Below are 24,580 nucleotides of genomic sequence, written 5' to 3' on the forward strand. Positions count from 1 at the left end.
AAAAAGATATTGCGTCCTATTTCCTTGTCAACCGGTATGTACATTGATACAATATTTGAGAGAAGCAAATTAAAAATCAAAACTGATTTTTTCCTAAAGGAGAGAATTCCACTTGAGTGAAATCATACATCGCACCAAGACGCGGCCAATTAAAGTCGGAAACTTAACGATTGGCGGCAATAATGAAGTTATAGTACAAAGCATGACAACTACAAAAACACATGATGTTGAAGCAACGGTTGCAGAGATCCTTCGTCTTGAAGAAGCGGGATGCCAAATCGTACGGGTCGCATGTCCGGATGAAAGGGCAGCCGATGCAATCCCTGAAATAAAAAAACGGATTAACATCCCTCTTGTAGTCGATATTCATTTCGATTATAAACTTGCTCTGAAGGCCATTGAAGGCGGAGCGGATAAAATCAGGATAAATCCCGGTAACATCGGACGCCGTGAAAAGGTTGAGGCAGTCGTGAAAGCTGCGAAGGCCAAAGGAATTCCAATCCGCATCGGGGTCAATGCCGGTTCTCTTGAAAAGAAAATCCTGGATAAATATGGGTACCCAACTGCTGATGGAATGGTAGAAAGTGCTTTACACCATATCAAGATCCTGGAAGATCTCGATTTTCATGACATTATCGTTTCCATGAAAGCTTCCGATGTAAATTTAGCCATCGAAGCATATGAAAAAGCTTCAAAAGCATTCGATTACCCTTTACATCTTGGGATCACGGAATCAGGTACACTGTTCTCCGGAACAGTAAAAAGTGCTGCCGGACTAGGTGCAATCCTAAGTCAAGGTATTGGAAGCACGATGCGTGTTTCCTTAAGTGCCGATCCTGTCGAAGAGGTGAAGGTGGCAAGGGAGCTCCTAAAAGTATTTGGCCTTGCTTCTAACATGGCCACTTTAATTTCCTGCCCTACTTGCGGTCGAATCGAAATTGATTTAATCTCCATCGCGAATGAGGTTGAAGAGTACATCCAGACGATTAAAGCACCAATCAAGGTATCAGTGCTTGGTTGTGCTGTAAACGGTCCTGGGGAAGCCCGTGAGGCTGATATCGGCATAGCCGGGGCTCGTGGTGAAGGTTTGCTGTTTAGAAAAGGTCAGATTGTTCGTAAAGTGCCTGAAGAGACGATGGTCGAGGAACTGAAAAAGGAAATTGACAAAATTGCTGAAGAGTACTATGAAAAACAAAGAGCCGAAGCTGCTGCTGCAGCTTTACTAAATAAATAAAGCAAAAAATCCCGAATTTTCATTATCGGGATTTTTTTTTTTATTTGAAAAACCCTTTGATGCATTTTGGAGAAATGACATCAAAGGGTTTCATAACGCTTAAAAGAATGGCAGGATGAATATGCCAACGATGATGGAGATTGCACCTATGACTATGGCCCAAGTACCCATGTTCGATCCTCGGCTTCTTGCCACTATCCCTACAATGATACCCACAACCCCTAAGATGAAAGGCATCATGAATAACGATAAAATGGAGATGATCAAAGCTATGACACCAATAACTTTCCCTCTTGATGCCACATCCCCGGAATCAGCAGCACCTGCAGACTCGTCATCCCTATATGTCCTGATTCGCTGAGGTGGTGTTGAAATTTCGGCAGACGTTTCTTCCTGATAGCGGTTATCCAAATTGGCATCGGTCCCGCGACTTTCATATCGTCTGTCATCTGAAGGTGTATCTTCATTATAGTACCGCTCATGATGTTGATCATCCACAACGGATGGATCACTGCCCTCTTTAGCCAATTGCATCTCATCGTCAATACTGGAGTATTGATCTTTTTCCATTCTTGCATCCCTCACTTTCGTTTGTGGAGCATTTATAGTGTATGTAAAAATTGCTAGAATCCATCGTGAAAATGGTTTCATGTCTTGGAAATAAATATGGGTTTTTACCAAAGCTATGATGGTATATGTTACACTATTACAAGTATTGAAAATGAGGAGAGATTCATCATGAAAAAACGTTTTGGCATTGATATAGACGGGACTGTTACGAGACCAGATTCCATGGTCCCCTTTTTAAATAAAGCTTTTCAGCTAAATTTAGCTTATGAAGACATTACGGAGTACGACTTATTCCCTTTCGTGAATGTTCCAAAAGAAGAATTCACTAAATGGTTCATTGAAACGGAGCCACTCATCTATTCCGAATCTTTATTGGCTGAAGGAGCGAAAGATGTATTGGAAAAATGGACAGAAAAAGCCAACTTATATTTCATCAGTGCCAGGAGCTCCCGTTTATTGGATGTAACGAAGAACTGGTTCACGACGAATCAAGTCCTTTATGATCATATAGAGCTTGTAGGTTCACACGATAAAGTGGCTGCAGCCAAGAAATTTGATATCGACCTGTTTTTAGAGGACAAGCACGATAATGCAGTGGCCATTTCGGAGGAGTGTAAAATACCCGTGATTTTATTTAATACTCCTTACAACCAAGATCCTGTGCCTGAAAGGGTGATTCGGGTCAACAATTGGCAAGAAGCATCAGTCTGGGTGAATACTTGGATGTCAGGTAAACCTGCAGCCATAAAATGATACAAGAAAAAAACCATTGACCGAGGGTCGATGGTTTTTTTATGCTTCCAAAGATATGCTACATGCGGGACAGCGTCCGTAAATTTCAAATTTATGCCCCGAAACATCATAGTCCTTCAAGCTTTCCTGAAGTTCCTGCATCGGGCACAATTCGATTTCTTTCGTTTTTCCACAATTCAAACAGATGAAGTGGTGATGGTGGGAGGAATGACCGCAAGTAAAGCGAAAATGCTTTTCCCCTTCCAACTCGGTCGCTTCAAAGATGCCTAGTTCGACAAATAAGGAAAGATTCCTGTAAATCGTATCGAAACTTAACCCTGGATAGTCTTTTTTCATATTCTCCAAAACATCTTTTGCCGTTAAATATTTATCGCTGGAAGAGAAAAGCTGAAGCATTTCCTCCCTCTTTCCTGTATGTTTAAAACCTTTATCTTTTAATAATTGCATGGCAGTAGTTACGTTCAAAAAAAATCACCCCATCTATCGATTTTTCCACTTATCAAACAAAATTGACAAGATGAGAATTAGCACAGCTATTATTACAATGGTCCCACCAGGAGCGAGATCAAGGTTGTATGATAAAAACAATCCGCCTATGACAGATATTTCACCGAATAATACCGAAAAAACAATCATCTGCTTAAAGCCCTTCGCAAAGCGGAGACTAGCTGCTACCGGGAGCGTCATGAGCGAAGAAACCAGTAATATTCCAATTATTTTCATGGAAGCGGCAATGACCAATGCTACCATGACAATGAAAATAAAATGAATGGCTTTATAAGGTATTCCGGACGCTTTCGCGTGCTCTTCATCAAAAGATAACAGAAATAATTCTTTATACAAGAGGGTTAGCATCAAGGCAACGACTATCCCCACTGCCAATATGACATACAAGTCCGCCCGGCTGACGGCACTTACACTGCCGAATAAATAACCATATAAATCCGTATTGAAACCATCTGCAATGGATATGAAAATGACACTAAGACCCATGCCGCCGGACATAATAATCGGGATTGCAAGCTCTTGGTAATGCTTGTAAACCCCTCTTAATTTTTCAATGAATAATGAACCACCTACAGAAAAAGCCATCCCTATATAAAGTGGATTCAATCCTGCTAGAGATAGAAAGCTCTTCTGAAGCAGTAAACTAAACGCTATACCAGCAAGCGCTACATGACTGAGCGCATCGGAAATCATCGACATCCGCCTTACCACGACAAAAACGCCCACTAATGGCGCAATCGCTCCGATGATGATTCCGGTCAAGAATGCGTTCTGCAAAAATTCAAATTGCAATATCCCCGATATCATTGGGCTATCCTCCAAAACATATTAATGATCATGATTTAAAAATTGGACCCCATGTCCATAAATGGACGAGAGCTCGCCTTCATTCAACTCATTATATTCACAGGCATCCCCGTGAAAATGAAGCTTTTTATTTAAACAGGCGACATGTGTGACTTTATCGGTCACAGTACCAACATCATGGGTTACTAAAATCAGGGTTATTCCTAATTTTTTATTCAACATCTCAAGCATTTCATAAAATTGGTGGACGTTCTTTGAATCAACGCCAACCGTGGGCTCATCCAATATCATCAATTCCGGCTCGCTGACCAGTGAACGGGCAATGAATACCCTCTGTTGCTGCCCTCCGGACAATTCTCCGATATTGCGGTTCTGATACTCAAGCATGTCCACTGATTCCAAGGCCTTCTTCACCTTTTGCTTATCCTCTTTACCAGCAAACTTGAATAATCCTATTTTTTTGGTCAAACCGCTTTGAACCACTTCAAATACAGTGGCAGGGAATCCAGAGTTGAAGGAGTTCGCCTTTTGGGAAACGAACCCGACCTTTTGCCAATCTTTAAATCGTCGTATATCTTCCCCGAATAACTCAATTTTTCCCTTTTGAAGCTTGAACAGACCAAGCAGCAATTTCAAAAGTGTTGACTTACCGGATCCATTCGGCCCGACGATAGCTAAGAAGGCACCTCTAGGAATTTCAAGCGAAACATGTTCCAGCACTAGATCTTTTGTATATTTGTAAGATATATCTTCTAATTTAACTATGGGGTTTACTACATTATCCAAAGAGATCACCTATTTTTTAAGAATCATTACGATTAACAATCGTTAGTATAAATCAAAGAAGTCCAGATGTAAAGAATCCGGTCCTCAAAACAAGTGCCCATCCGCCCAGAACCACCAAAAAACGTTAGCGGAACCAAATTCCCTCAAATCAAACAAAGTTTCATGTTCACATACGTCTTCCTCCTTCATATGTTTTAACAAAGGAGGAGATCGTTTGAAATTATTTGAAATGATGGTCAATCATAAAATCAACAACATACGCCCAGATGAACTGCTTTCCCTTGCTAAGCAGCACAAGGTTGCACTCACCCAAAAGCAAGCACAGGATATCACTGCACTTCTAGCAGGTAAAAATATTAACATTTTTGATATACGTCAAAGACAGAACGTACTTGGTCAAATTACAAAAGTTGCCGGTGCAAGCACAGCCAGGGAAATAGAATCCCTCTTTAACAACCTTACTTCCACCTTTTAACTTGGCCTACTTCCTGAATTTGAACGTCATACTTAAACCAATGTAAAATGAAAGGACGATTCATCAAAATAAAGATGAATCGTCCCTTTCTATTATGATTATTGTTGGAATCTGATCTTTTCCAATAAATCTTCTTCAAATTGATTATTCTTGAACATATCTATTTCAAATTTATAAGGTGCCTTTTTGTCTTTCTTGTCTTCCCCCACATAAGGTGTTTCCAAGATTTTTGGAACAGTGCTTAATTGCGGATGGTGGACAATATCATTCAACGCTTTAAAACCGATATGACCAAATCCTATGTTTTCATGGCGGTCTTTACGCATGCCGCGTTCGTTTTTGCTATCGTTTATATGAAGTACCTTGATACGTTCAATACCGACCAATTTATCAAATTCATTCAGTACGCCATCAAAATCCTCAATGATATTATATCCTGCATCGTGAGTATGGCAAGTATCGAAGCATACCGATAATTTTTCATTATGGGTCACACCATCAATGATCATCGCTAACTCCTCGAAAGACCTGCCACATTCAGTACCTTTACCCGCCATCGTTTCAAGGGCGATCTGAACTTTATCATCAGCAGTAAGCACTTCATTCAAACCCTCGATGATTCTCTTGATGCCCAGTTCACTGCCTGCACCAACATGCGCACCTGGATGAAGTACGATCTGCCTTGCACCAATCGCTTCGGTCCGATCGATTTCGCTACGTAAGAAGTTGACTCCCAGCTCGTATGTGGCTGGATTCGTAGTATTTCCTATATTGATGATATACGGGGCATGGACTACGATATCACTGATTCCATTCTCTTCCATATGCAGTCTTCCGGCTTCGATATTTAAATCCTCGATTTTTTTACGTCTTGTATTTTGAGGGGCCCCCGTATAGATCATGAATGTGTTGGAGCCATATGAAGCCGCTTCTTGACTCGCAGCAAGAAGCATATTTTTCCCGCTCATTGAAACATGCGATCCAATCTTCAGCATCTGATTTCTCCCTTATTTCTTTCTCTGTATACGACGTTCACGTTTTTTAAAGTTTTCCACATCACGTTGAATTTTCTTCTTGTAACCTGGCTTGACTTTAGTTGGCTTCTTGACGTGCCTGCTCGCTTTAACATCGATATCAGATTTTTGTTTTTTACGGTTTTTACGTTTATTACGTTCATCGATATCAACCCAATCACCGTTTTGGATATCGGCATCACGGAATTCAATGCCCATTTTTTCAAGGCGGTTCAATGAATCTTCATCGGATGTATTATAAATGGTAGTGGCAATGCCAGAATATCCTGCACGAGCCGTCCTTCCCGTCCTATGGATGTAAAAATCCAAATCTGAAGGCAATTCATAGTTTATGATATGACTTACACCTTCAATATCGATTCCACGGGAAGCCAGATCTGTAGCAACAATGAATTGATACTCCAAATCATTGATTTGCTTCATCATTTTTTTACGCTCACGAGGCGTTAAATCCCCATGAATACGACCGACATTCAACCCTTTTTCGATCAAGGAATTCGCCACATGATCCGCCATTTTTTTTGTGTTCGTGAAAACTATCGCCAAATATGGATTATATCGAACGATGATATCATGAAGTAACTGCTCTCTGTTTCGGTGGCGAAGCGGTACGAGAACATGTTCAATTTTCGCAGCGGTTGCCTGCTTGGGATTCACTTGAACATACTTTGGGTTCTCCATATATTTATTCAAAAACGGCTTTAATTTTTCCGGGATGGTTGCCGAAAAGACAAGCATTTGAATTTTTTCAGCCATACGTGATGCAAATACATCGACATCTTCAAGGAATCCCATGTCTAGCATAAGGTCCGCTTCATCTACTACAAGCATTTTTGCTGTATACACTTGAAGTGCCTGAGCTTCAACCAAATCCTTGATCCGGCCTGGCGTACCGATTACCAGTTGAGGTTGTGTCTTCAATTTATCAATCATTCGCTGTTTATCAGTACCACCGATGAAACAACGGACTTGAATCTGCTCATCCTCAGGGAAATGGTCGGCAATTTTCAAAGCTTCTTTGTAGATTTGGTTCGCTAACTCACGGGTTGGTGCGGAAATAATCGCTTGAACCTCATTTTTACCAGCATCAAGCCTGTTCATAATCGGCAGCAAATAGGAATGTGTCTTTCCTGTACCTGTCTGCGACTGTCCAATTAAGCTACTTCCCTTTAAAAGCGACGGAAGCACACGCTCTTGAATTTCCGTCGGCTTATCGAACCCTAAAGTACGAACCGCATCTAGAATGTAGCTTTTCAAATTAAATCGTTCAAATTGGTTTTGTTTCATCAAAAAACTCCTTTATCCTGTCAGTCATTAGACATGTCCTGTTATTATAATAAATTTTATACAAAAAGCGCAAGCGCCTGGGTTGCTCGTGAAGAAAATAGGGATTGACCCGTAAGGCGTTCTTTTGCCTTATGTGGTCCATCATCTTTTTCACAACGAGCTGGGCGCTGAAGCTGGATTATACAAAAAGCGCAAGCGCCTGGGTTGCTCGTGAAGAAAATAGGGATTGACCCATAAGGCGCTCTTTTGCCTTATGTCGTCCATCATCTTTTTCACAACGAGCTGGGCGCTGAAGCTGGATTATACAAAAAGCGCAAGCGCCTGGGTTGCTCGTGAAGAAAATAGGGATTGACCCGTAAGGCGTTCTTTTGCCTTATGTGGTCCATCATCTTTTTCACAACGAGCTGGGCGCTGAAGCTGGATTATACAAAAAGCGCAAGCGCTGAGGTTAGTTCTCTTAAGTTGGACTCTTGCAAACGAAAAGCCCCTGTCCTGGTCATAGCGTATCCCCCGCAGACATGGAGCTAAAAGACTACCGTTACCATCTTACCTTCTTTCCGGTCACTTCACAACTGCCCAGTCACTCTTTCCTCAAACCTTTTTTGTCGAGCTGCATATTTTATATAGAAGAATACACCAGCATAATAACATAGAGGAGGTGAAACCCATGTTCCCAGATAGAAATCGTCAATTCGGACCCGGTTTTCAGTCACCCAATGGTCGAAGAATGCAACAGCTCCCTGCTCCATTCAGGCAAACACCACAACCCCCCCACCCTTATCAGCAGATGCGGCAGCCAATTATACAAAACAGACCGCAGGGGCCACAGGGACCTCAAGGTTTCCGAGGTCCTTTCACCCAACCGCAGCGCCAGGAAATGCCGCCTGCAAAGAAGGAAGGGCTATTGTCAAAGATACTTGGTAAGTCAAAACAAAAAGCTGGTTCGCCTAACTTGTTTGCTCCAGCTGGTTCCACTAACCAAAGTTCTTCAAGAAGCAGCGGAGGCGGTATCTTAGAAACACTAAAAAACCCCGATTCCCTGAACAATATGCTTTCCAATACGCAAAAGGTGCTGCAGGCAGCCGAACAATTCACCCCTATGGTGGAACAATACGGACCAGTGATCAAAAATCTGCCTTCAATGTGGAAAGTTTTCCGGAGCATATCGTCAGCCGGTGATACCGGGGACCAGGAAACTCCCGTTGAAAGCGGGCCTAATGTAGAGGCAAAAAAAAGTGAGGTAAAAAACAGTGCGGTAAAAACCGATTCGAAGAAAAAAGTAAAAGCTAAACCCATCGCCCAAGTTCGTAACAATACCAAAAGGGAAAGGTCATCCGGTCCAAAGCTTTATATTTAAAGGTATAAAAAATTTTTACCAGTAACCGAATTTATGCAAATAGGATGTTTTGTAATATCATCTATGGTCTTATATAATAGAAAGGTATAAAAAGTGAGAGTTTCTTGCCTTGAAGGAGGACACATAGATGAAAGTGATTAAAATTTCCCCGCGCGGCTATTGTTATGGCGTTGTCGATGCCATGGTCATCGCCCGAAATGCGGCTTTAGATAAAACCTTGCCACGCCCCATTTACATTTTAGGAATGATCGTGCATAACAAACATGTGACTGATGCGTTTGAAGAGGAAGGCATCATCACGTTGGACGGCAGCAACCGTAACGATATCATTGAACAGGTGGACAGCGGAACTGTCATCTTCACTGCTCACGGCGTTTCCCCTGAGATTAGGAAGATCGCTGAGAAAAAAGGGCTTGTTACGCTTGATGCAACGTGTCCCGATGTTACCGCAACTCATGACTTAATTCGGGAAAAAGAAGCGGAAGGTTATCAAATTATTTATATTGGCAAGAAAGGCCATCCGGAACCTGAGGGCGCAGTCGGAGTTGCACCCGATGTCGTACACCTGGTTCAGAAGGATGAAGATGTTGAAGCCTTGACATTGAATAGTGATAAGATCATTGTGACCAATCAAACAACGATGAGCCAATGGGATGTTTTGGATATCATGGATAAGGTTAAGGAAAAATTCCCACATGCCGAAGTCCATAAGGAAATTTGTTTAGCGACACAGGTACGCCAAGAAGCGGTTGCCCAGCAAGCAGGCGAAGCTGATGTTTTAATCGTCGTCGGAGATCCCAAGAGTAATAATTCAAACCGCCTTGCACAAGTATCCGAAGAAATTGCCAGCACGAGAGCTTATCGCATCGCTGACATTTCCGAGCTGAACCTTGAATGGCTAAAGGATGCAGAAACGGTTGCAGTCACTTCTGGGGCTTCTACACCAACTCCGATAACGAAGGAAGTTATCGCTTTTCTAGAGCAATATGAAGCAAATGATGAATTGACTTGGAATACCGAAAAGAAAACGCCATTGCATAAAATTTTACCTAAGATTAAAGTGAAAAAATGATACACACAAGAAAAGGCAGCCACTATGGCTGCCTTTTTTCGTTTTATTTAAATGAAGCGGAAAGGGTCGGTATTCAGCTGGGATGGAATGAATTCCACATCGTAATCGCGACACATTTCTTCAAGGATTCGTGCCACGCCTTTTTTCATCACCTTTTCAACATTGTGGCCTGGGTCCACAATATTCAAGCCAATCATCATCGCGTCATGGGCTGTATGGTAATACATATCACCTGTAACATATACATCAGCACCCTTGAATTTTGCCGTCGTAAAGTATTTATTCCCGTCTCCGCCCAACACGGCCACTTTTTTTATCGGGCTTTGCAAATCTCCAACGACACGTACCTTTTCCACATCAAGTGTCCGCTTCACATGTTCAGCAAACTGTTGAAGTGTCATTTCTTCAGCAAGTACACCAATCTTTCCTAAGCCAAGTGACTCCCCTTTATTCTCCAGTTTATATATATCGTGAGCAACTTCCTCATATGGATGGGCTTTAATCATCGCAGCAAGCACTTTCTTCTCGATATTTTCCGGGAATATCATCTCAACCCGCATTTCAGCTACCGCTTCAAGCTTTCCTTTGGTGCCGATTACCGGTTCACTGCCTTCACCTGGCAGGAAGCGTCCTGTACCTTTTCCAGAAAACGAACACTGGCTGTAATCCCCAATTGCTCCGGCACCTGCCTTACCTAAGGCTTCCCTCACCTTTTGTTCATCTGCCTCCGGAACATATACGACCAATTTTTTTAGGACCGTCTCGTAAGTAGGAACCAATACTTCTGTGTCCTGCAATTGGAGCGCTTCGGCAAGTAAATCATTTACTCCACCCTTAGCTACATCCAGATTGGTATGTGCAGCATAAACAGCGATATCATGTTTGATCAGTTTTTCTATGATCCGGCCTCCAGTAGCCATTGTATCGATTCTTTTCAATGGTCGGTATATAAGCGGGTGATGAGCGATGATTAATTCCACGCCATGTTCTATCGCTTCGTCCACAACCTCTTCCAATACATCAAGGGCAATCATCACTTTAGTAACCGGCTTATTCAGCTGCCCGACATGCAAACCGATAGGATCTCCCTCCATTGCATATTGCTTCGGGGAGAATTGTTCAAACATTTCAATGATTTTGTGACCATTTACTGTCTTCAACCTTTAAGCACCTCCTCAATTACGGAAATTTGGGATTTTAATTCATTGCGTTTCGTTTCCAATCCGCTTCGTCCGCTTTCATCCAATTGTTCGATGATTCTTTCCAAATGTTTTTTCTCAAGCTGCCATTTTTTTATGAAAATGTCACTGAATTGCTTTCTTAAGTAAGGACCGAAAATCAGGCCGGTTTGCATGTTTACACGATAAGGGCGAAGCGGGTCCCCTTTTTCAGCAATTAAGATTTCGTAGATTTTCCCATCTTCCTCAAGGATTTCCTCTCCACTAAGTTCCCAGCCGTTATCGATTAGCCAGCTGCGGACATTCGCTGCACCGACATTAGGCTGAAGGATAAGCCTTTCCGCCTTGCCGAGTTTTCCTTTTCCGCTTTCCAATATACTTGATATTAAAGTGCCTCCCATGCCTGCTATCGTAATGCATGTCGCTTCATCGGGATTCAATACTTCAAGCCCGTCTCCTTTACGTACCTCTATCTTGTCCCCGAGCCCCGTTATGGCCACTTGCTTGCGGGCTGACTGATAGGGCCCTTCTACAACCTCACCGGCTATAGCACTGTCACACAGGCCGTTAGTCACCGCATAGCACGGCAAGTAAGCATGGTCGGACCCTATATCTGCAAGGATACTTCCTTTTGGTATATGTATGGCAACACGTTCTAATCTCATCGATAGTTTCTCATGATTCATATTTATCAACTCTCTTAATTCAAATAATGTCTTGCATATAATTAGTTTCCCATTCGATTATACCAAGTTCAATCGAAAAATTACAGGAAGGAGAAACATGGGTCTTTCTATCACTGGGCAAAGGGAACCTTCCATCCGGAATCTTCCTTTTTGGAATAAAAGAAAACTGACTCAAAAAGTTCGCCTTCCAACGATTTCTTGAGTCAGTTTCGTGAATTATTTCAGTCCATGAATATATTCGGCCATGGCGTCAATGTTCTGTTCTTCGACTAAGCCTGGTGGCATGGCACCCCGTCCATTAGTGATCACGTTTTTAACCTCATCGACCGACAGTCGATCGCTAACTCCTTTTAGAGCAGGTCCGACACCGCCTTGATAGGCGTTACCATGACAAGAGATACAGTTTTGCTTATAAATGTCCTCAGGTGATGCAGAGGCACTTTCTGTTTCTTCTGTCTTTTCGCCGCCCTCTTTTTCCTTAGCAAGATCTTTGGCATCACCCAAACCTTTAAACGAAAGTAAAAACATAAGTCCAATACCAAAAACCATGATAATAATAAAAGGCATTACTGCATTGCGATTCATAGTATTTCCTCCCCTATGTAGAACCTAAACTTACCATATTTAATATTATATACAAACAGCTATATATTATTTTACTTGAAAAGAGTTTCAAGTAAAAGCCCAAAAATAGAAGATATTATATAATTTCTTAAAATTGTCAAAAACTTATGTATATTTCCAAACAATTTTACTTTTTCTTACATATGTTTCATAATACCCTAAATTCATTATTTAAAACCGTTAGCTCGTCATTGAATTATATTAATAAAAAGTAAAAAGTGACCATTGCTCCCAAGCTTCCCGCCAGGGAGAAATGGAGCAGCTTCAGTTTTTTGCCCATTAAAATCCAGAGTCCGCAATTAATGAACAAGAAAACATAAAGGATGTCCACTTTGCCGGGTGCCATGAATTCCGCCAAACTGACTGTTAATAAAAGCAAGGATAGTGCCATTCCCATCGATGCCATTTGAAAAATGATTTTCCTGCCTATAAAGCGGCGGACCGCCAGTCCAAAGACAATGATTGAAATTGTTGTCATAAGCATTTGCATTCTTATGGGTATTTCAGTAAAATAATTCAAAAATACAATAAATGCAAAAAGAGCCCCAATCAACAGCCCGGAAAGAATGTCCTTTATATCGCTCCCGGTGTTATTAGAATTTGATGGCGGCAGTTCACCTTGACGGTACAATGCAAGCAGGTAATTACAATATTGCTCCGGAAGCATACGACTTTCCTTCCAGGAGTTTATTTCTTTAATGATGATTTTCTTTCTCATCTCATCCATGAATTTCACATCCTTGCGGGCATTTCTTTTTTAACGGATCTTGACCTAAGTTGTGGATACTCAGTTATCGTGTTAAACAGATCTCCATTATATAGATAACTGGATAAATTTTGTTTTTACATGGATAATTTTACATCGGATTGCAAAAAAAAAGCCACTCCCGAACGCTGGGCATTCAAAGAGGGCTCTGTTAAGGGCTTATATATTTTATTCCAAGAAATCTTTCAAGCGTTTGCTGCGGCTTGGATGCCTCAGTTTACGTAACGCCTTCGCTTCGATTTGACGGATACGCTCGCGGGTGACTCCAAACACTTTACCTACCTCTTCAAGTGTCCGAGTGCGGCCATCATCAAGTCCAAAGCGGAGTCTCAAGACGTTCTCTTCACGATCAGTAAGAGTATCCAATACGTCTTCAAGCTGTTCTTTCAATAGTTCATATGCTGCATGTTCCGATGGCGAAGTCGCATCCTGATCTTCAATGAAATCACCTAAATGGGAATCGTCTTCTTCACCTATTGGCGTTTCCAGGGAAACAGGCTCCTGAGCTATTTTCAAGATTTCACGAACTTTTTCAGGAGTTAAGTCCATATCCTCCGCAATTTCTTCCGGAGAAGGTTCACGTCCTAAATCCTGAAGAAGCTGTCTTTGGACACGGATCAATTTATTGATGGTTTCCACCATATGCACCGGTATCCGGATCGTTCTTGCTTGGTCGGCAATGGCACGGGTTATGGCTTGGCGAATCCACCATGTTGCATAGGTACTGAATTTGAATCCCTTGCGGTAATCGAATTTTTCCACCGCTTTGATAAGTCCCATATTACCTTCCTGAATCAAATCAAGGAAAAGCATTCCTCGTCCGACATAGCGCTTGGCAATACTGACAACAAGACGAAGGTTAGCTTCAGCCAAACGGCGTTTCGCTTCTTCATCCCCATCTTCAATTCGAGTAGCCAGAGAAATTTCCTCTTCTGCCGATAAAAGGTCTACCCGTCCAATTTCCTTTAAATACATACGGACCGGGTCATTAATTTTAACGCCGGGAGGAACACTTAAATCATTTAAGTCAAACTCTTCTTCTTTTGCAAGTTTCTTCTCATCAGGATCATCTTCATCATCGTCTTCCTCACCATCCGTGAGTATTTCGACACTATTTTCTGTTAACACCTCATAGAACTCATCCATTTGATCGGAATCTAACTCAAAACCGCCAATCATTTCTGCGATTTTTTCTAAAGTCAAAGAGCCTCGTTTTTTACCTAGCTCTATTAATTTTTCTTTCACCTGTTCAAGGCTAAATTCATTATCAACTTGTTTGGAACGTGCTGGTTTTTCAGCCATTAGTTCCCCTCCTTCCAGGACTTACACCTAAACGACTACAACATTTTACGCAATTTAATTATTTCCATGGCTATTTGTGCAGCAGTGACATAATCACTTCGTCTCACTGCATCTTTTTCTTCAACTTGTTTTTCTTTTATCTTTAACAACTTTTCATATTTCAACACTTGATTTATACAATCGGTCAGTTCTTTATCGGTAACTTCCTCATTCACTGACATCATTTCTATTTCCGAAACGATCCTTCTCAAGTTTGGATCCGGTAAATAAGTAAGGAAAAAGCTTGTATCCGGTTCGTGTCCATCTTCATAGAACGCATATAAATAGGTGATGATTGCCTGATGTTCGTCTACATGAAAGGCCGTTTGCCCAAGCAGCTGCTGAATTTTAATAGTCATATCCCTGCTTTTTAGCATATGGGCAATCAACTTCGTTTCAGCATTATGATGAGCAGGCTTTAACTTATGCTCATATTGCAGGGCCATTTTCTTTTGGGCAGCGGGCTGCGGCAGTGTCCCCTTCTTGCGTTCCGTAAAGAACACCTGTCGCTGCTGCTGTTCCAGCGCATCCAATGATAGGGAAAATTCAGAGGATAACTGCCGGAGATAATGATCCCTCTCCACTGCATTGGGCAATCGCGAAATTTCTTTAAGGACTTCTTCGATATATTGAATTCGATCTCCTTCATTATTTACATTTTTCCCTCGACGCAAATAATGCATTTTGAATGCCATGTAGGTTAAACTGGCCCCTATTACTTCAGAAACAAAGCTTTTTTCACCGAATTCCTTTATGTAGTCATCGGGGTCCATCTTATCAGGCATGAGAGCGACTTTCACGGAAAACTCATGGTCCTGAAGCATATTAACTGCACGATTGGCTGCATTCAATCCCGCAGAGTCCGAATCGTAGCAAATAAGTATCTGATCAGTATTTCTTTTTAAAAGCTGGATATGCTGGTCCGTCAGGGCAGTCCCCATTGTAGCGACCGAATTCTCCACACCTGCTCGAACAGCTGAAATGCAATCGGCAAAGCCTTCAAAAATGACTACTTGTTCTTTCTTTCGTATGTGAGGTCTTGCATGATGGAAATTATATAAAGTTTTACTTTTATTAAAGATTGGCGTTTCAGGACTATTCAAATATTTGGGCTCATCGTCCCCCATCGCTCTCCCTGAAAACGCAATCGTATTTCCTTGATGATCCATAATTGGAAACATGACTCTATTTCTGAAACGGTCAAAATATGACTCGTCTTTTTCCCTGTAGATAATAAGCCCTGCCTGCTCCATGTATTCCGCTGGAAAACCACGTTTTAAAAGAAACTTGGACACGAAGTCCCATGAATCCAAAGAGTAGCCAATTTGGAACTTCTCTATCGTCTCTTCAGTAAACCCGCGTTTAAGTAAATATTCGAGGGCATCCTGCCCCTCCTTCGTATTAACGAGGAGATGATGATAAAACTTCCGCAGCAGATCATGGGCTTCAACCATTTGCTGCGATCCTGCGGGCATGTTAGAACGCTTGGAATCCTTATTCAATTCAACATCCAAAGGAACATTTCCTTTTTCAGCTAAAACTTTTGCAGATTCCACAAAGTTGTAGCCTTCTATATCCATCAAGAAGGTAAAAATATTCCCGCCTGCCCCACAACCAAAACAGTGGAAGATTTGTTTTTCCGTTGAAACGGAAAACGAGGGAGAGTTCTCACCATGAAAAGGGCAAAGGCCAAAATAATTGCGTCCTTGCTTCTTCAGCTGGACATACTCCCCAATTAAATCAACAATGTCAACAGCTTCGCGAATTTGGTTAATTTTCTCATCTTCTATACGGCCATTTATCATTTTTCCACCTTGCAATATTGGTGATAGTTTCTAATTCGATACTGTTTCCTAATCCCCTGCAAAGTTCGACAAAGTTTTCAAAAGTTTATTTGTAAAACATGTACGATCTTCCTTTGTGAATGCTTTCGGCCCTTTGGTATGTTTACCCTGCCTGCGGAGTTTCGCCGACTGATAACGCATATCCAAGAGCATGAAAATATTCTCGTCTGTGTATTCTTTTCCCCTTGGGGAAAGAACATAAACGCTTTTAGGAAGCAGGGTCCCAGCCAAACCAATGTCCGCAGTAACGACAATATCACCCTTTTTTACTGAGTTTACTATATAAAGATCTGCCGCTTCTTTGTCTGCATCGACATAAACCCATTTACCTTCAGGGTTATTCATCATATTTTTATATGATGCAACAAAACAGACTTCGACATCGTGCAAACCTGCACAATGAAGGATCTCGTCTTTCACCGGGCATGCATCGGCATCGACGTGTATGGTAGGTTTATTATTCATACCTTCTAATTCTACATCTTTCTGCATAATCCTTTTTCTCCCCTAAACTTTATGAAGATATAGTGATTTTTCAGCATTGGCTCACAAGAGTTCCCTTTAATAGTGCCAACATTATACCTGCTTATTTAAGTGAAAGCGCCTCTTTTGCCTTGAATAGGGCAAGCCCATTTTGAATTATACGGAAGATGTCGAATTATTTTTATGATAAAAACCTTGACATCTCATTAACCTTTAGTTTATTCCTTATTAATTAAGTCTAAACCTTAAGATTACTTTTTTCTCACAATTTTTTATTATAGTCTATTTGTTTAGAAGATGCCAACATTTAAATTCCGATTATGTTTTCATGCAAATCAACGGTTAGCATTTGGAAACCAAGAGGAATTATATGTAATTATTTTCAACTTATTCTTTATATTCCCTTTTTTGACCTTTGCATTAAAATGTGAGCCGACACTTAAAGTGTCTAGCTCACATTTTGTTTGCCTTAATATAAGGGTCAACGATCTTTGTTTTGAAGTATATTGATAATCAAATTGGCTGTTTCTTCAACAGCTTTATTGGTCACATCAATAATTGGACAGTTCAATCTTGATATGATTTTATCAAAGTATGTCAATTCTTCTTTTATACGCTCAACATTTGCGTAAATCGCATGATCATTGAGCCCGAGTGACTTTAATCGTTCTTTGCGAATATGATTCAGCTTTTCCGGACTAATCTTTAGACCAATGCATTTTTCAGGAGGTACCAGGAACAGCTCTTCTGGAGGTTCCACCTCAGGCACTAGAGGTACATTCGCCACCTTATAGCGTTTATGGGCTAAATACTGTGATAATGGTGTTTTTGAAGTGCGTGAAACACCCACAAGGACGATATCAGCACGTAAAATGCCTCGAGGGTCACGTCCATCATCATATTTTACCGCAAATTCAATGGCTTCGACACGCTTGAAATAATCATCATCCAGTTTTCTTACCAGACCAGGCTCATTAAGCGGGCCTTTTGGTGCCCTTTCCTGAAGTATGTCCATGAGCGGCCCTAAAATGTCATAAGCAGACAGGTTTTCTTTTTCGACCTGTGCTTTCATATACGCTCTAATAGCTGGCTTCACAAGGGTGTAAGCAATGATCGCCCCATCCAATTTAGCCAGTGAAATCACTTCATCCACGTTTTGTTCATCTTCAATATACGGGATTCGCTTAATGGAAAAAGCAGATCCCGAGAACTGGCTTGCAGCTGCTTTTGTAACCAATTCCGCTGTTTCCCCTACTGAATCCGATACAACATATATAATAGAACCGTTCATTTTCTCCGTCATTCCTTTTGCAAGCCCCCTAATAGCCTTCATCAGCCAAAGCTACGAATGCTTTCGTTATATTGGTTTTTGTAATTCTTCCAATTACTTCATAGCCTTTTTCTGTGTCTTTGACGACCGGTAATGAGTCGATTTGTTTATCTATCAATTTTTTGGCAACATCAATCAAAAGGTCTTCTTTGGAACACATTGTAATATTGGGCATCCTGGTCATGATGATATTGACTGGAATGGAGTTAAGCTCTTGTTTCCCAATACTTGCACGCAACAAGTCTTTCCTTGATAAGACACCGACAAGCAATGCATGCTTATCGACGACGAACATGGTCCCGACATCTTCTAAAAACATCATGACGATTGCATCATATACGGAAATGCCCTCGTCAACAACGACAGGGATCGATTGGTAGTCTCGTACATAAAGATGGTTAAGGCTGTCGGTCAAAAGCTGTGTTCCTGACCTACCTGTATAGAAATACCCCACCCGCGGCCTGGCATCCAGAAAACCTGCCATCGTTAATATGGCTAGATCTGGACGAAGGGTCGCCCTGGTAAGGTTCAATCTATCGGCAATATGTTCTCCAGTAATCGGTCCGTTCTCTTTTACAATTTGTAAAATATGTTCCTGACGCTTATTCAGTTGGATTATAATCACCACCCCACTGCTTTCGCAGAGTAAAGTAACAAAAGTTATTCATTTAATAATTATATACTAAATTATTTAATAAGGGCATGTTTGTCCTATTTATTGACCATTTATCTTTTTAAGAAATCGGAAACCCTTATTTAAAGTGTTTCCGATTTCCATACACCCTTTCAATTATGAAAGGATAATTTTATTCATGGCAGCAAAGCCTGCAACCAAATCACTGATTTCCTTCATAAGGGATAAACGGTTATTACGGATTGCTTCATCATCTGCCATGACCATTGTATTCTCGAAATATGACTCTATTTCCGTTTGGAGCGAAACAAGCTGTTCAAAGCGCTCATTCTCGTCTTTAGATTCAGTATAACGCATGGCAACTTTTTGGAATTTTTCGTATAGCGTTGTTTCTTGATCATTTTCAAAGGCACTAGGGTCGACCGTCACTTTATTGTCACATTTTACTGCAATGTTCATGACGCGACTCAAAGCTTCCAGGCTTTCTTTAAAGCCTTCTTCGTCTTTTTTAGCATCCAAGACATGTGCCCGTTCCACGATGGAATGGATATAACCGATCTCATTGAACAGAACTGCGTCAATCAAATCGTAACGGATTTGCTGTTCTTGCAACAGGTGTTTGACACGGGCTTTAAAGAATGTGAACATATCCGCTTTAACTTCCTCAAGTTCACGTTTTAAGATGCCTTTTGATTCAAGTCCTTTAAGGCCCAAAACAATAAGCTCCTCTAAAGAGATATTCCATTTCTTCTCAGCTAGAATTTGAACGACACCGCTCGCCTGCCTTCTTAAAGCGTATGGATCCTGGGAACCTGTCGGAATAACGCCAATAGCGAAGAATGAAGCAAGAGTATCAATTTTTTCAGCTAAACTCACAACCGCTCCAATGACTGAAGGCGGCACATTGTCATCCGCATGCCTTGGCATATAGTGTTCATTGATAGCCGCGGCCACTTCCTTGGCTTCTCCTTTTAGGAGCGCATATTTTTCACCCATATACCCTTGCAATTCAGGGAATTCATAAACCATATGACTCACCAAATCGAACTTGGCAATTTCTGCTGTACGAAGCGCCATTTCTTTTTCTGCCTTTAAATTCAAAGCATCAGCAAGGGCACCGGTCACTGCAGTTACCCGGGCAGCTTTCTCGGCCAATGTACCAATTTCTTCATGATAAACGATGCTGTCCAACTTTTTCAAAGCTTCCGAAATCCCTTTTTTCTGATCTTCCTTATAGAAGAATGCTGCATCCGATAGGCGGGCTCGCAAGACTTTTTCATTTCCTTTAGAAACCTTATCCAAATGGCGATCGTCTCCGTTACGTACGGTTACAAAGAAAGCAAGCAGCTTCCCGTCCTGATCTTTAACAGGGAAATAACGTTGGTGTTCCTTCATTGATGTGATTAATACCTCTGCTGGAAGCTCAAGGAATTCTTCCTCAAATTGTCCAAATAACACCGTTGGATACTCTACCAAATTATTCACTTCTTCAAGCAGTTCTTCATCGACTGGGATGATCCAGCCCTTTTCCTGCTCAAGCCCTTTAATCTGATCTAAAATAACTTGTCGGCGTTTATCTGGATCCGCCATTACAAATTGTTCTTTTAACGTTTCTTCGTACTGATCCGGCTGCTCGATGATTGAGCTATCGCCCAAGAAACGGTGTCCCTTTGTTTCACGGCCCGTTTCCACATCAGCGATGCTAAATGGCACTACGTCATTCCCGAATAAGGCAATCAGCCATTTAATCGGACGGACGAAGCGGAGCTCTTGATTGGCCCAGCGCATATTTTTCGGGAACGTCATACCACTGATGATTTCCTGCAGCTCGGATAAAAGCTGAACAGTCTGCTGTCCTTTTATGAATTTATTCACATGGGCATATTCCACACCCTTGAGTTCTTTAAAATAAATATCCTCTGAAGTCATGCCTTGGCCCCTGACGAATCCCAATGCGGCTTTAGACCAGTTACCTTCGCTGTCCACAGCGATTTTCTTAGCCGGTCCTTTTGCTTCTTCTTCGATATCCTTTTGTGATTCTTCCACGTCTTTCACCAATATAGCCAAACGTCTTGGTGTGGAAAAGGCTTCAACCGTTCCGAAATCAATCGCTTTTTCCGTTAGCCATTGCTGCACTTTATCTGACAACTGTTTCATGGATGCTGTCACAAAACGGGCTGGCAGCTCTTCCAATCCAATTTCCAATAACAAATCACGCTTGCTCATTTGTATTCTCCCCTTTCACTTTAAGAATCGGGAAGCCTAATTTTTCCCGCTCTTCATAGAAGGTTTTGGCAACCTTACGCGCTAGGTTACGGCACCGGGCAATATATCCAGTTCTTTCCGTCACCGAGATGGCACCTTTCGCATCCAAAAGGTTGAATGTATGTGAACATTTCAAAACATAATCATATGCAGGATGTACAAGCCCTTCTTCCATTTGGCGATGCGCTTCCTTTTCATACATCGTGAAAAGTTGAAACAGCATATCAAGGTCGGAGGTTTCAAATGTATATTTTGAGTGTTCGTATTCCGGCTGTCCAAATATATCCCGAACTGTGAATCCTTCTGTCCATTCTAGGTCAAATACGTTTTCCTTATCTTGAATGTAAGAGGCGAGACGTTCGATCCCGTATGTAATTTCCACGGAAACCGGTTTACATTCAAGGCCACCCACTTGTTGGAAATATGTAAATTGCGTAATTTCCATTCCATCTAGCCAAACTTCCCAACCAAGACCAGCACACCCTAGTGATGGGTTTTCCCAATTGTCCTCCACAAAGCGAATATCATGCTCAAGCGGATTAATCCCCAATGCACGCAGGGAATCCAAATATAACTCTTGGATATTGTCAGGCGAGGGTTTCATGATCACTTGGAACTGATGATGCTGATACAGTCGATTAGGATTCTCACCATAACGACCGTCAGCCGGACGGCGGGATGGCTCAACGTAAGCAACGCTCCATGGCTCAGGTCCAATGGCTCTCAGGAACGTGTATGGGCTCATCGTTCCTGCCCCTTTCTCGACATCATAAGCATTCATTAATATACAGCCTTGTTCAGACCAATGCTTTTGTAACGTTAAAATCATATTTTGAATATTCATCGTACACCTCCAGGTTATTTAAAACGGCTCTTTGAAAATTAAAGGTTCGGAACCCATTCACATTTCGGCAAACAAAAAACTCCCGTCCCTATGCGAAATGCATAGGGACGAGAGTATACCCGCGGTTCCACCCTAATTGCCGTTTATAAAACGGCCTCTTTTCAAAGCAACATGCTCCGGAAACGCCCTTCCCTGTAAATCCATATCCCGGCTTCCACCGTCCCGGGTTCGCTTTTTATGGAGAATGACAGATACTCTTTTCCATCAACGCAATCTTCTTAATTTGATGATTAGAATTTTATACAAACTAGCATGGAATGTCAATAGGTCAGATCCTAAAACATATCTTTCATCGTATCAATCTGTTTCAGGAACTTTTTTGATTTCAAATGCAGACCAGAATATTCCTCATAATAAGCATCGATGATTTTCTGCAGTTCTTTTTTCGTTTCAGGCTTGACGGAAATGTTTCCGAGCCTTGATAAATCGAAATAATAAAAGATCCGCAGCAATTTGACGGCTGCAGGTGAAATTTTATAATGATAAGGGTCTTTCCCTAGACAGCGGTGACAGATAAAGCCCGCTTCCCGAAGCGAAAAGGAGAATTCCCCTTCCGTTTCACCACATACAGCACACTGATTCAGCACTGGGTTAATCCCATTGACGGGCAGCATCTTCATTTCAAAAATGAATTTCAAAACCTCTGCGTCATATTCCTCGTTTATGTAATGCAAGGTTTGCGAAAGCAATTCATACAAATATGGATTCGGTTTCTTATCCTCGACGCTTTTATCAAGCAATTCAACAATATACGAGGCATAAGCAGTGGCAAAAAGATCCTCCCTAATGAAACGGAGTGAATCGACCATTTCGCCTTGCTGAAGACTTCCGAGTCCGGTTGATGTGGTTATAAGAAAATACCCGGAGCAAAAAAGCTGTGTGACGGCAGAAAGCCTGCTGTTAGGTTTACTGGCTCCCCTCGCCATAACGCCAATTTTTCCTAGCTCACGGGTATATATAGTAATGATTTTGTTATTTTCTCCATATGCAGTTCGCCTTATGACAATGCCCTCACATTTTTGGAGCATACCAAGACACCACCCATGCTCGCCAAGACTAACCTATGAAACAGGAAAATCAATTTCTGCTAGCTCATCATTCAATACCAAGTGTCTTTCCTGTCTCTCGACTTCTATCTCCTTAAACAGCAAATAGGTGTCCACATTACCTGTTTCACTAAATAATTCCCAGGTAAAATCCAACATATAAAGCCCACCTTTCATTTTTAACTAGCAATATGAATATCCGACCATATGATTAGCTTGACCGTTTTCCAAACTTTCATGACGCGTAAATTTTGTTAATTAATACTCACTCTCATTGAAACCATAATCTCGAAGCTGGCTGGCTTTGTTACGCCAATCCTTCTGTACCTTTACCCACAGTTCCAAGAAAACTTTCGAGCCCAATAAGTTTTCGATGTCCACTCTGGCACGGCTGCCGACTTCTTTAAGCATTTTCCCTTGCTTTCCGATGACGATGCCTTTTTGTGAATCACGTTCGACAACGATCGTCGCCATGACATTAATTGTATCGCTGTTATCCATTTTTTTAATTGAATCGATGACAACAGCCACTGAATGTGGAATTTCTTCACGTGTCAGGTGCAGCACCTTCTCGCGGACCAATTCGGAAATGATAAAACGTTCCGGGTGATCGGTCACTTGATCGGCTGGATAAAACTGGGGACCTTCAGGCAAGTGTTCCTTGATTTGTTCAAGCAATGTCTCGACGTTATTTCCTTCAAGCGCAGATATCGGAACGACTGCCGCAAAAGGGTAAAGCTGTTGGTATTTCTCAATGATCGGAAGTAAATCATCTGGATGCATCGCATCGATTTTGTTTACAACCAGGAAAACAGGCGTTTTTACGGATTGAAGTTTTTCGATGATAAACTCATCACCGCGTCCGTACCCTTCAGTCGCATTGATCATGAAGAGAATCAAATCGACTTCTTTCAATGTATTCGTTGCCACTTTCATCATGAAGTCACCAAGCTTATGCTTTGGTTTATGAATGCCGGGTGTATCAATGAAAATCATTTGTGAATCGTTTTGTGTTAGTACACCCTGAACCTTATTTCTTGTAGTTTGCGGTTTATCACTCATAATGGCGATCTTTTGACCGATGACACGATTAAGAAACGTACTTTTTCCAACATTAGGTCGTCCAATAATCGAAATGAAACCAGATTTGTAACCTTTTACTTGTGTATCATCAAATAATTTTTCCATTTAAATCCTCCGGTGAAAAAGCTCCTGGAAGCAATTCCTTTACTGTTAGTTCTTTTATATCCCCATTTAAGTTGGTCAAAACAACCGGCATATCCTGTTCGCACAGTTCTGAAATAACCTGCCTGCACGCCCCGCATGGAGAAACGGGACCATCGGTATCTGCCACGACTGCAAGTTTAGTGAATTTTTTATCGTCATGGGCATAAGCGCTGAATAAAGCGGTCCTTTCGGCGCAATTACACATGCTGTATGCAGCATTTTCTATATTACAACCATGATAGACCTTCCCATCAGCGGTTAAAAGGGCTGCCCCCACTTTAAATTTGGAATAAGGCACATATGCTTTTTCCCTTGCTTTTTTAGCTTCCACAATCAATTCATTCGTATTCAATTCACATCTTCCTTTCAA

26 protein-coding genes and 1 other annotated feature are annotated in these 24,580 nt (G+C 41.5%); of the genes, 5 read left to right on the top strand and 21 right to left on the bottom strand.

Annotation, left to right across the window (positions count from 1 at the left end):
- Window positions 1-121: 121 nt before the first annotated feature.
- Complete coding sequence (gene ispG, locus ABIE66_RS18290) at window positions 122-1,234, top strand: flavodoxin-dependent (E)-4-hydroxy-3-methylbut-2-enyl-diphosphate synthase (RefSeq protein ID WP_289318333.1); 1,113 nt, start codon at window positions 122-124, stop codon at window positions 1,232-1,234.
- Window positions 1,235-1,333: 99 nt separating this feature from the next.
- Here ispG and ABIE66_RS18295 read toward each other — a convergent pair whose 3' ends face one another.
- On the bottom strand, window positions 1,334-1,804 hold the full coding sequence (locus ABIE66_RS18295) for a DUF4190 domain-containing protein (RefSeq protein WP_370015814.1): 471 nt from the start codon (window positions 1,802-1,804) through the stop codon (window positions 1,334-1,336).
- A gap of 168 nt (window positions 1,805-1,972) precedes the next feature.
- Here ABIE66_RS18295 and ABIE66_RS18300 point away from each other — a divergent pair, with 168 nt between their 5' ends.
- Window positions 1,973-2,557 (top strand): 5' nucleotidase, NT5C type, encoded by a 585-nt coding sequence (locus ABIE66_RS18300; protein WP_370015816.1) that lies wholly within the window; start codon window positions 1,973-1,975, stop codon window positions 2,555-2,557.
- A 39-nt stretch (window positions 2,558-2,596) separates the two neighbouring features.
- Here ABIE66_RS18300 and ABIE66_RS18305 read toward each other — a convergent pair whose 3' ends face one another.
- The 3 genes from ABIE66_RS18305 to ABIE66_RS18315 are packed head-to-tail and all read right to left on the bottom strand — an operon-like array spanning window position 2,597 to window position 4,657.
- Window positions 2,597-3,022, bottom strand: a complete 426-nt coding sequence (locus tag ABIE66_RS18305; protein WP_370015817.1) for a Fur family transcriptional regulator — start codon at window positions 3,020-3,022, stop codon at window positions 2,597-2,599.
- Between the two features lie 15 nt (window positions 3,023-3,037).
- Window positions 3,038-3,871 carry a metal ABC transporter permease gene (locus tag ABIE66_RS18310; RefSeq protein ID WP_370015819.1) on the bottom strand — a complete coding sequence of 278 codons (834 nt, stop codon included), beginning with the start codon at window positions 3,869-3,871 and terminating at the stop codon, window positions 3,038-3,040.
- Window positions 3,872-3,892: 21 nt separating this feature from the next.
- Window positions 3,893-4,657: a metal ABC transporter ATP-binding protein gene (locus ABIE66_RS18315; protein ID WP_370015820.1), complete on the bottom strand. Its 765-nt coding sequence runs from the start codon at window positions 4,655-4,657 to the stop codon at window positions 3,893-3,895.
- A gap of 214 nt (window positions 4,658-4,871) precedes the next feature.
- Between ABIE66_RS18315 and ABIE66_RS18320 the strand changes: the two genes are divergently transcribed.
- The gene (locus tag ABIE66_RS18320; RefSeq protein WP_076365270.1) at window positions 4,872-5,132 is read left to right on the top strand and encodes a DUF2624 family protein; all 261 of its coding nucleotides are present in this window, start codon (window positions 4,872-4,874) and stop codon (window positions 5,130-5,132) included.
- A 98-nt stretch (window positions 5,133-5,230) separates the two neighbouring features.
- Here the strand turns inward: ABIE66_RS18320 and ABIE66_RS18325 are convergent, their stop codons facing one another.
- Window positions 5,231-6,127, bottom strand: a complete 897-nt coding sequence (locus ABIE66_RS18325; protein WP_289315647.1) for a deoxyribonuclease IV — start codon at window positions 6,125-6,127, stop codon at window positions 5,231-5,233.
- A 12-nt stretch (window positions 6,128-6,139) separates the two neighbouring features.
- Window positions 6,140-7,453 carry a DEAD/DEAH box helicase gene (locus ABIE66_RS18330; RefSeq protein ID WP_370015821.1) on the bottom strand — a complete coding sequence of 438 codons (1,314 nt, stop codon included), beginning with the start codon at window positions 7,451-7,453 and terminating at the stop codon, window positions 6,140-6,142.
- Between the two features lie 667 nt (window positions 7,454-8,120).
- On the opposite strand from ABIE66_RS18330, the gene vrrA reads away from it, so the two are divergent.
- Window positions 8,121-8,810 (top strand): VrrA/YqfQ family protein, encoded by a 690-nt coding sequence (gene vrrA / locus ABIE66_RS18335; protein WP_370015823.1) that lies wholly within the window; start codon window positions 8,121-8,123, stop codon window positions 8,808-8,810.
- A 127-nt stretch (window positions 8,811-8,937) separates the two neighbouring features.
- Entirely contained in the window at window positions 8,938-9,882 is a 945-nt protein-coding gene (locus tag ABIE66_RS18340; RefSeq protein WP_289325779.1) for a 4-hydroxy-3-methylbut-2-enyl diphosphate reductase, read from the top strand.
- A 47-nt stretch (window positions 9,883-9,929) separates the two neighbouring features.
- Here ABIE66_RS18340 and ABIE66_RS18345 read toward each other — a convergent pair whose 3' ends face one another.
- From ABIE66_RS18345 to cdd, 15 genes are all read right to left on the bottom strand, one after another.
- Window positions 9,930-11,042, bottom strand: coding sequence for a Nif3-like dinuclear metal center hexameric protein (locus tag ABIE66_RS18345; RefSeq protein ID WP_370015825.1), 1,113 nt, complete (start codon window positions 11,040-11,042; stop codon window positions 9,930-9,932).
- On the bottom strand, window positions 11,039-11,746 hold the full coding sequence (locus ABIE66_RS18350) for a tRNA (adenine(22)-N(1))-methyltransferase (protein WP_289325781.1): 708 nt from the start codon (window positions 11,744-11,746) through the stop codon (window positions 11,039-11,041). The genes ABIE66_RS18345 and ABIE66_RS18350 overlap by 4 nt, the downstream gene beginning before the upstream one ends.
- A gap of 216 nt (window positions 11,747-11,962) precedes the next feature.
- Window positions 11,963-12,331 carry a cytochrome c550 gene (cccA, locus tag ABIE66_RS18355; RefSeq protein ID WP_370015827.1) on the bottom strand — a complete coding sequence of 123 codons (369 nt, stop codon included), beginning with the start codon at window positions 12,329-12,331 and terminating at the stop codon, window positions 11,963-11,965.
- Window positions 12,332-12,566: 235 nt separating this feature from the next.
- Entirely contained in the window at window positions 12,567-13,097 is a 531-nt protein-coding gene (locus tag ABIE66_RS18360; protein WP_370015828.1) for a hypothetical protein, read from the bottom strand.
- A gap of 207 nt (window positions 13,098-13,304) precedes the next feature.
- On the bottom strand, window positions 13,305-14,438 hold the full coding sequence (gene rpoD, locus ABIE66_RS18365) for an RNA polymerase sigma factor RpoD (RefSeq protein WP_289315640.1): 1,134 nt from the start codon (window positions 14,436-14,438) through the stop codon (window positions 13,305-13,307).
- Window positions 14,439-14,473: 35 nt separating this feature from the next.
- Window positions 14,474-16,279, bottom strand: a complete 1,806-nt coding sequence (gene dnaG, locus ABIE66_RS18370; protein ID WP_370017080.1) for a DNA primase — start codon at window positions 16,277-16,279, stop codon at window positions 14,474-14,476.
- Window positions 16,280-16,330: 51 nt separating this feature from the next.
- Window positions 16,331-16,786: a YaiI/YqxD family protein gene (locus tag ABIE66_RS18375; RefSeq protein WP_289318331.1), complete on the bottom strand. Its 456-nt coding sequence runs from the start codon at window positions 16,784-16,786 to the stop codon at window positions 16,331-16,333.
- A gap of 499 nt (window positions 16,787-17,285) precedes the next feature.
- Window positions 17,286-18,107, bottom strand: coding sequence for a pyruvate, water dikinase regulatory protein (locus ABIE66_RS18380; RefSeq protein ID WP_289315639.1), 822 nt, complete (start codon window positions 18,105-18,107; stop codon window positions 17,286-17,288).
- A 16-nt stretch (window positions 18,108-18,123) separates the two neighbouring features.
- The gene (gene ccpN, locus ABIE66_RS18385) at window positions 18,124-18,762 is read right to left on the bottom strand and encodes a transcriptional regulator CcpN (RefSeq protein WP_286182260.1); all 639 of its coding nucleotides are present in this window, start codon (window positions 18,760-18,762) and stop codon (window positions 18,124-18,126) included.
- A gap of 162 nt (window positions 18,763-18,924) precedes the next feature.
- Window positions 18,925-20,994 carry a glycine--tRNA ligase subunit beta gene (gene glyS, locus ABIE66_RS18390; protein ID WP_370015830.1) on the bottom strand — a complete coding sequence of 690 codons (2,070 nt, stop codon included), beginning with the start codon at window positions 20,992-20,994 and terminating at the stop codon, window positions 18,925-18,927.
- Window positions 20,981-21,877: a glycine--tRNA ligase subunit alpha gene (gene glyQ, locus ABIE66_RS18395; RefSeq protein ID WP_061140675.1), complete on the bottom strand. Its 897-nt coding sequence runs from the start codon at window positions 21,875-21,877 to the stop codon at window positions 20,981-20,983. The genes glyS and glyQ overlap by 14 nt, the downstream gene beginning before the upstream one ends.
- A 100-nt stretch (window positions 21,878-21,977) precedes the next feature.
- Window positions 21,978-22,154: a binding site (T-box leader), on the bottom strand.
- 58 nt (window positions 22,155-22,212) lie between these two features.
- Window positions 22,213-22,965: a DNA repair protein RecO gene (gene recO / locus ABIE66_RS18400; RefSeq protein ID WP_289315637.1), complete on the bottom strand. Its 753-nt coding sequence runs from the start codon at window positions 22,963-22,965 to the stop codon at window positions 22,213-22,215.
- Between the two features lie 33 nt (window positions 22,966-22,998).
- Window positions 22,999-23,142: a YqzL family protein gene (locus ABIE66_RS18405; protein WP_101222596.1), complete on the bottom strand. Its 144-nt coding sequence runs from the start codon at window positions 23,140-23,142 to the stop codon at window positions 22,999-23,001.
- Between the two features lie 99 nt (window positions 23,143-23,241).
- Entirely contained in the window at window positions 23,242-24,171 is a 930-nt protein-coding gene (era, locus tag ABIE66_RS18410) for a GTPase Era (protein ID WP_370015832.1), read from the bottom strand.
- Window positions 24,155-24,562, bottom strand: a complete 408-nt coding sequence (cdd, locus tag ABIE66_RS18415; protein ID WP_289325787.1) for a cytidine deaminase — start codon at window positions 24,560-24,562, stop codon at window positions 24,155-24,157. The genes era and cdd overlap by 17 nt, the downstream gene beginning before the upstream one ends.
- Window positions 24,563-24,580 lie beyond the last annotated feature (18 nt).

The sequence above is a fragment of the Peribacillus sp. B2I2 genome, from assembly GCF_041261685.1.
In the GTDB taxonomy this organism is placed as follows: Bacteria; Bacillota; Bacilli; order Bacillales; family DSM-1321; genus Peribacillus.

Bases quoted from the DNA above. Each gene is read 5' to 3' on its own strand.
- ABIE66_RS18295 (WP_370015814.1), bottom strand. From the start codon at position 1,804: ATGGAAAAAGATCAATACTCCAGTATTGACGATGAGATGCAATTGGCT.
- ABIE66_RS18300 (WP_370015816.1), top strand. From the start codon at position 1,973: ATGAAAAAACGTTTTGGCATTGATATAGACGGGACTGTTACGAGACCA.
- ABIE66_RS18310 (WP_370015819.1), bottom strand. From the start codon at position 3,871: ATGATATCGGGGATATTGCAATTTGAATTTTTGCAGAACGCATTCTTG.
- ABIE66_RS18325 (WP_289315647.1), bottom strand. From the start codon at position 6,127: ATGCTGAAGATTGGATCGCATGTTTCAATGAGCGGGAAAAATATGCTT.
- ABIE66_RS18330 (WP_370015821.1), bottom strand. From the start codon at position 7,453: ATGAAACAAAACCAATTTGAACGATTTAATTTGAAAAGCTACATTCTA.
- vrrA (WP_370015823.1), top strand. From the start codon at position 8,121: ATGTTCCCAGATAGAAATCGTCAATTCGGACCCGGTTTTCAGTCACCC.
- ABIE66_RS18340 (WP_289325779.1), top strand. From the start codon at position 8,938: ATGAAAGTGATTAAAATTTCCCCGCGCGGCTATTGTTATGGCGTTGTC.
- ABIE66_RS18350 (WP_289325781.1), bottom strand. From the start codon at position 11,746: ATGAATCATGAGAAACTATCGATGAGATTAGAACGTGTTGCCATACAT.
- cccA (WP_370015827.1), bottom strand. From the start codon at position 12,331: ATGAATCGCAATGCAGTAATGCCTTTTATTATTATCATGGTTTTTGGT.
- ABIE66_RS18360 (WP_370015828.1), bottom strand. From the start codon at position 13,097: ATGGATGAGATGAGAAAGAAAATCATCATTAAAGAAATAAACTCCTGG.
- rpoD (WP_289315640.1), bottom strand. From the start codon at position 14,438: ATGGCTGAAAAACCAGCACGTTCCAAACAAGTTGATAATGAATTTAGC.
- ABIE66_RS18375 (WP_289318331.1), bottom strand. From the start codon at position 16,786: ATGAATAATAAACCTACCATACACGTCGATGCCGATGCATGCCCGGTG.
- ABIE66_RS18380 (WP_289315639.1), bottom strand. From the start codon at position 18,107: ATGACGGAGAAAATGAACGGTTCTATTATATATGTTGTATCGGATTCA.
- glyS (WP_370015830.1), bottom strand. From the start codon at position 20,994: ATGAGCAAGCGTGATTTGTTATTGGAAATTGGATTGGAAGAGCTGCCA.
- glyQ (WP_061140675.1), bottom strand. From the start codon at position 21,877: ATGAATATTCAAAATATGATTTTAACGTTACAAAAGCATTGGTCTGAA.
- recO (WP_289315637.1), bottom strand. From the start codon at position 22,965: ATGCTCCAAAAATGTGAGGGCATTGTCATAAGGCGAACTGCATATGGA.
- ABIE66_RS18405 (WP_101222596.1), bottom strand. From the start codon at position 23,142: ATGTTGGATTTTACCTGGGAATTATTTAGTGAAACAGGTAATGTGGAC.
- era (WP_370015832.1), bottom strand. From the start codon at position 24,171: ATGGAAAAATTATTTGATGATACACAAGTAAAAGGTTACAAATCTGGT.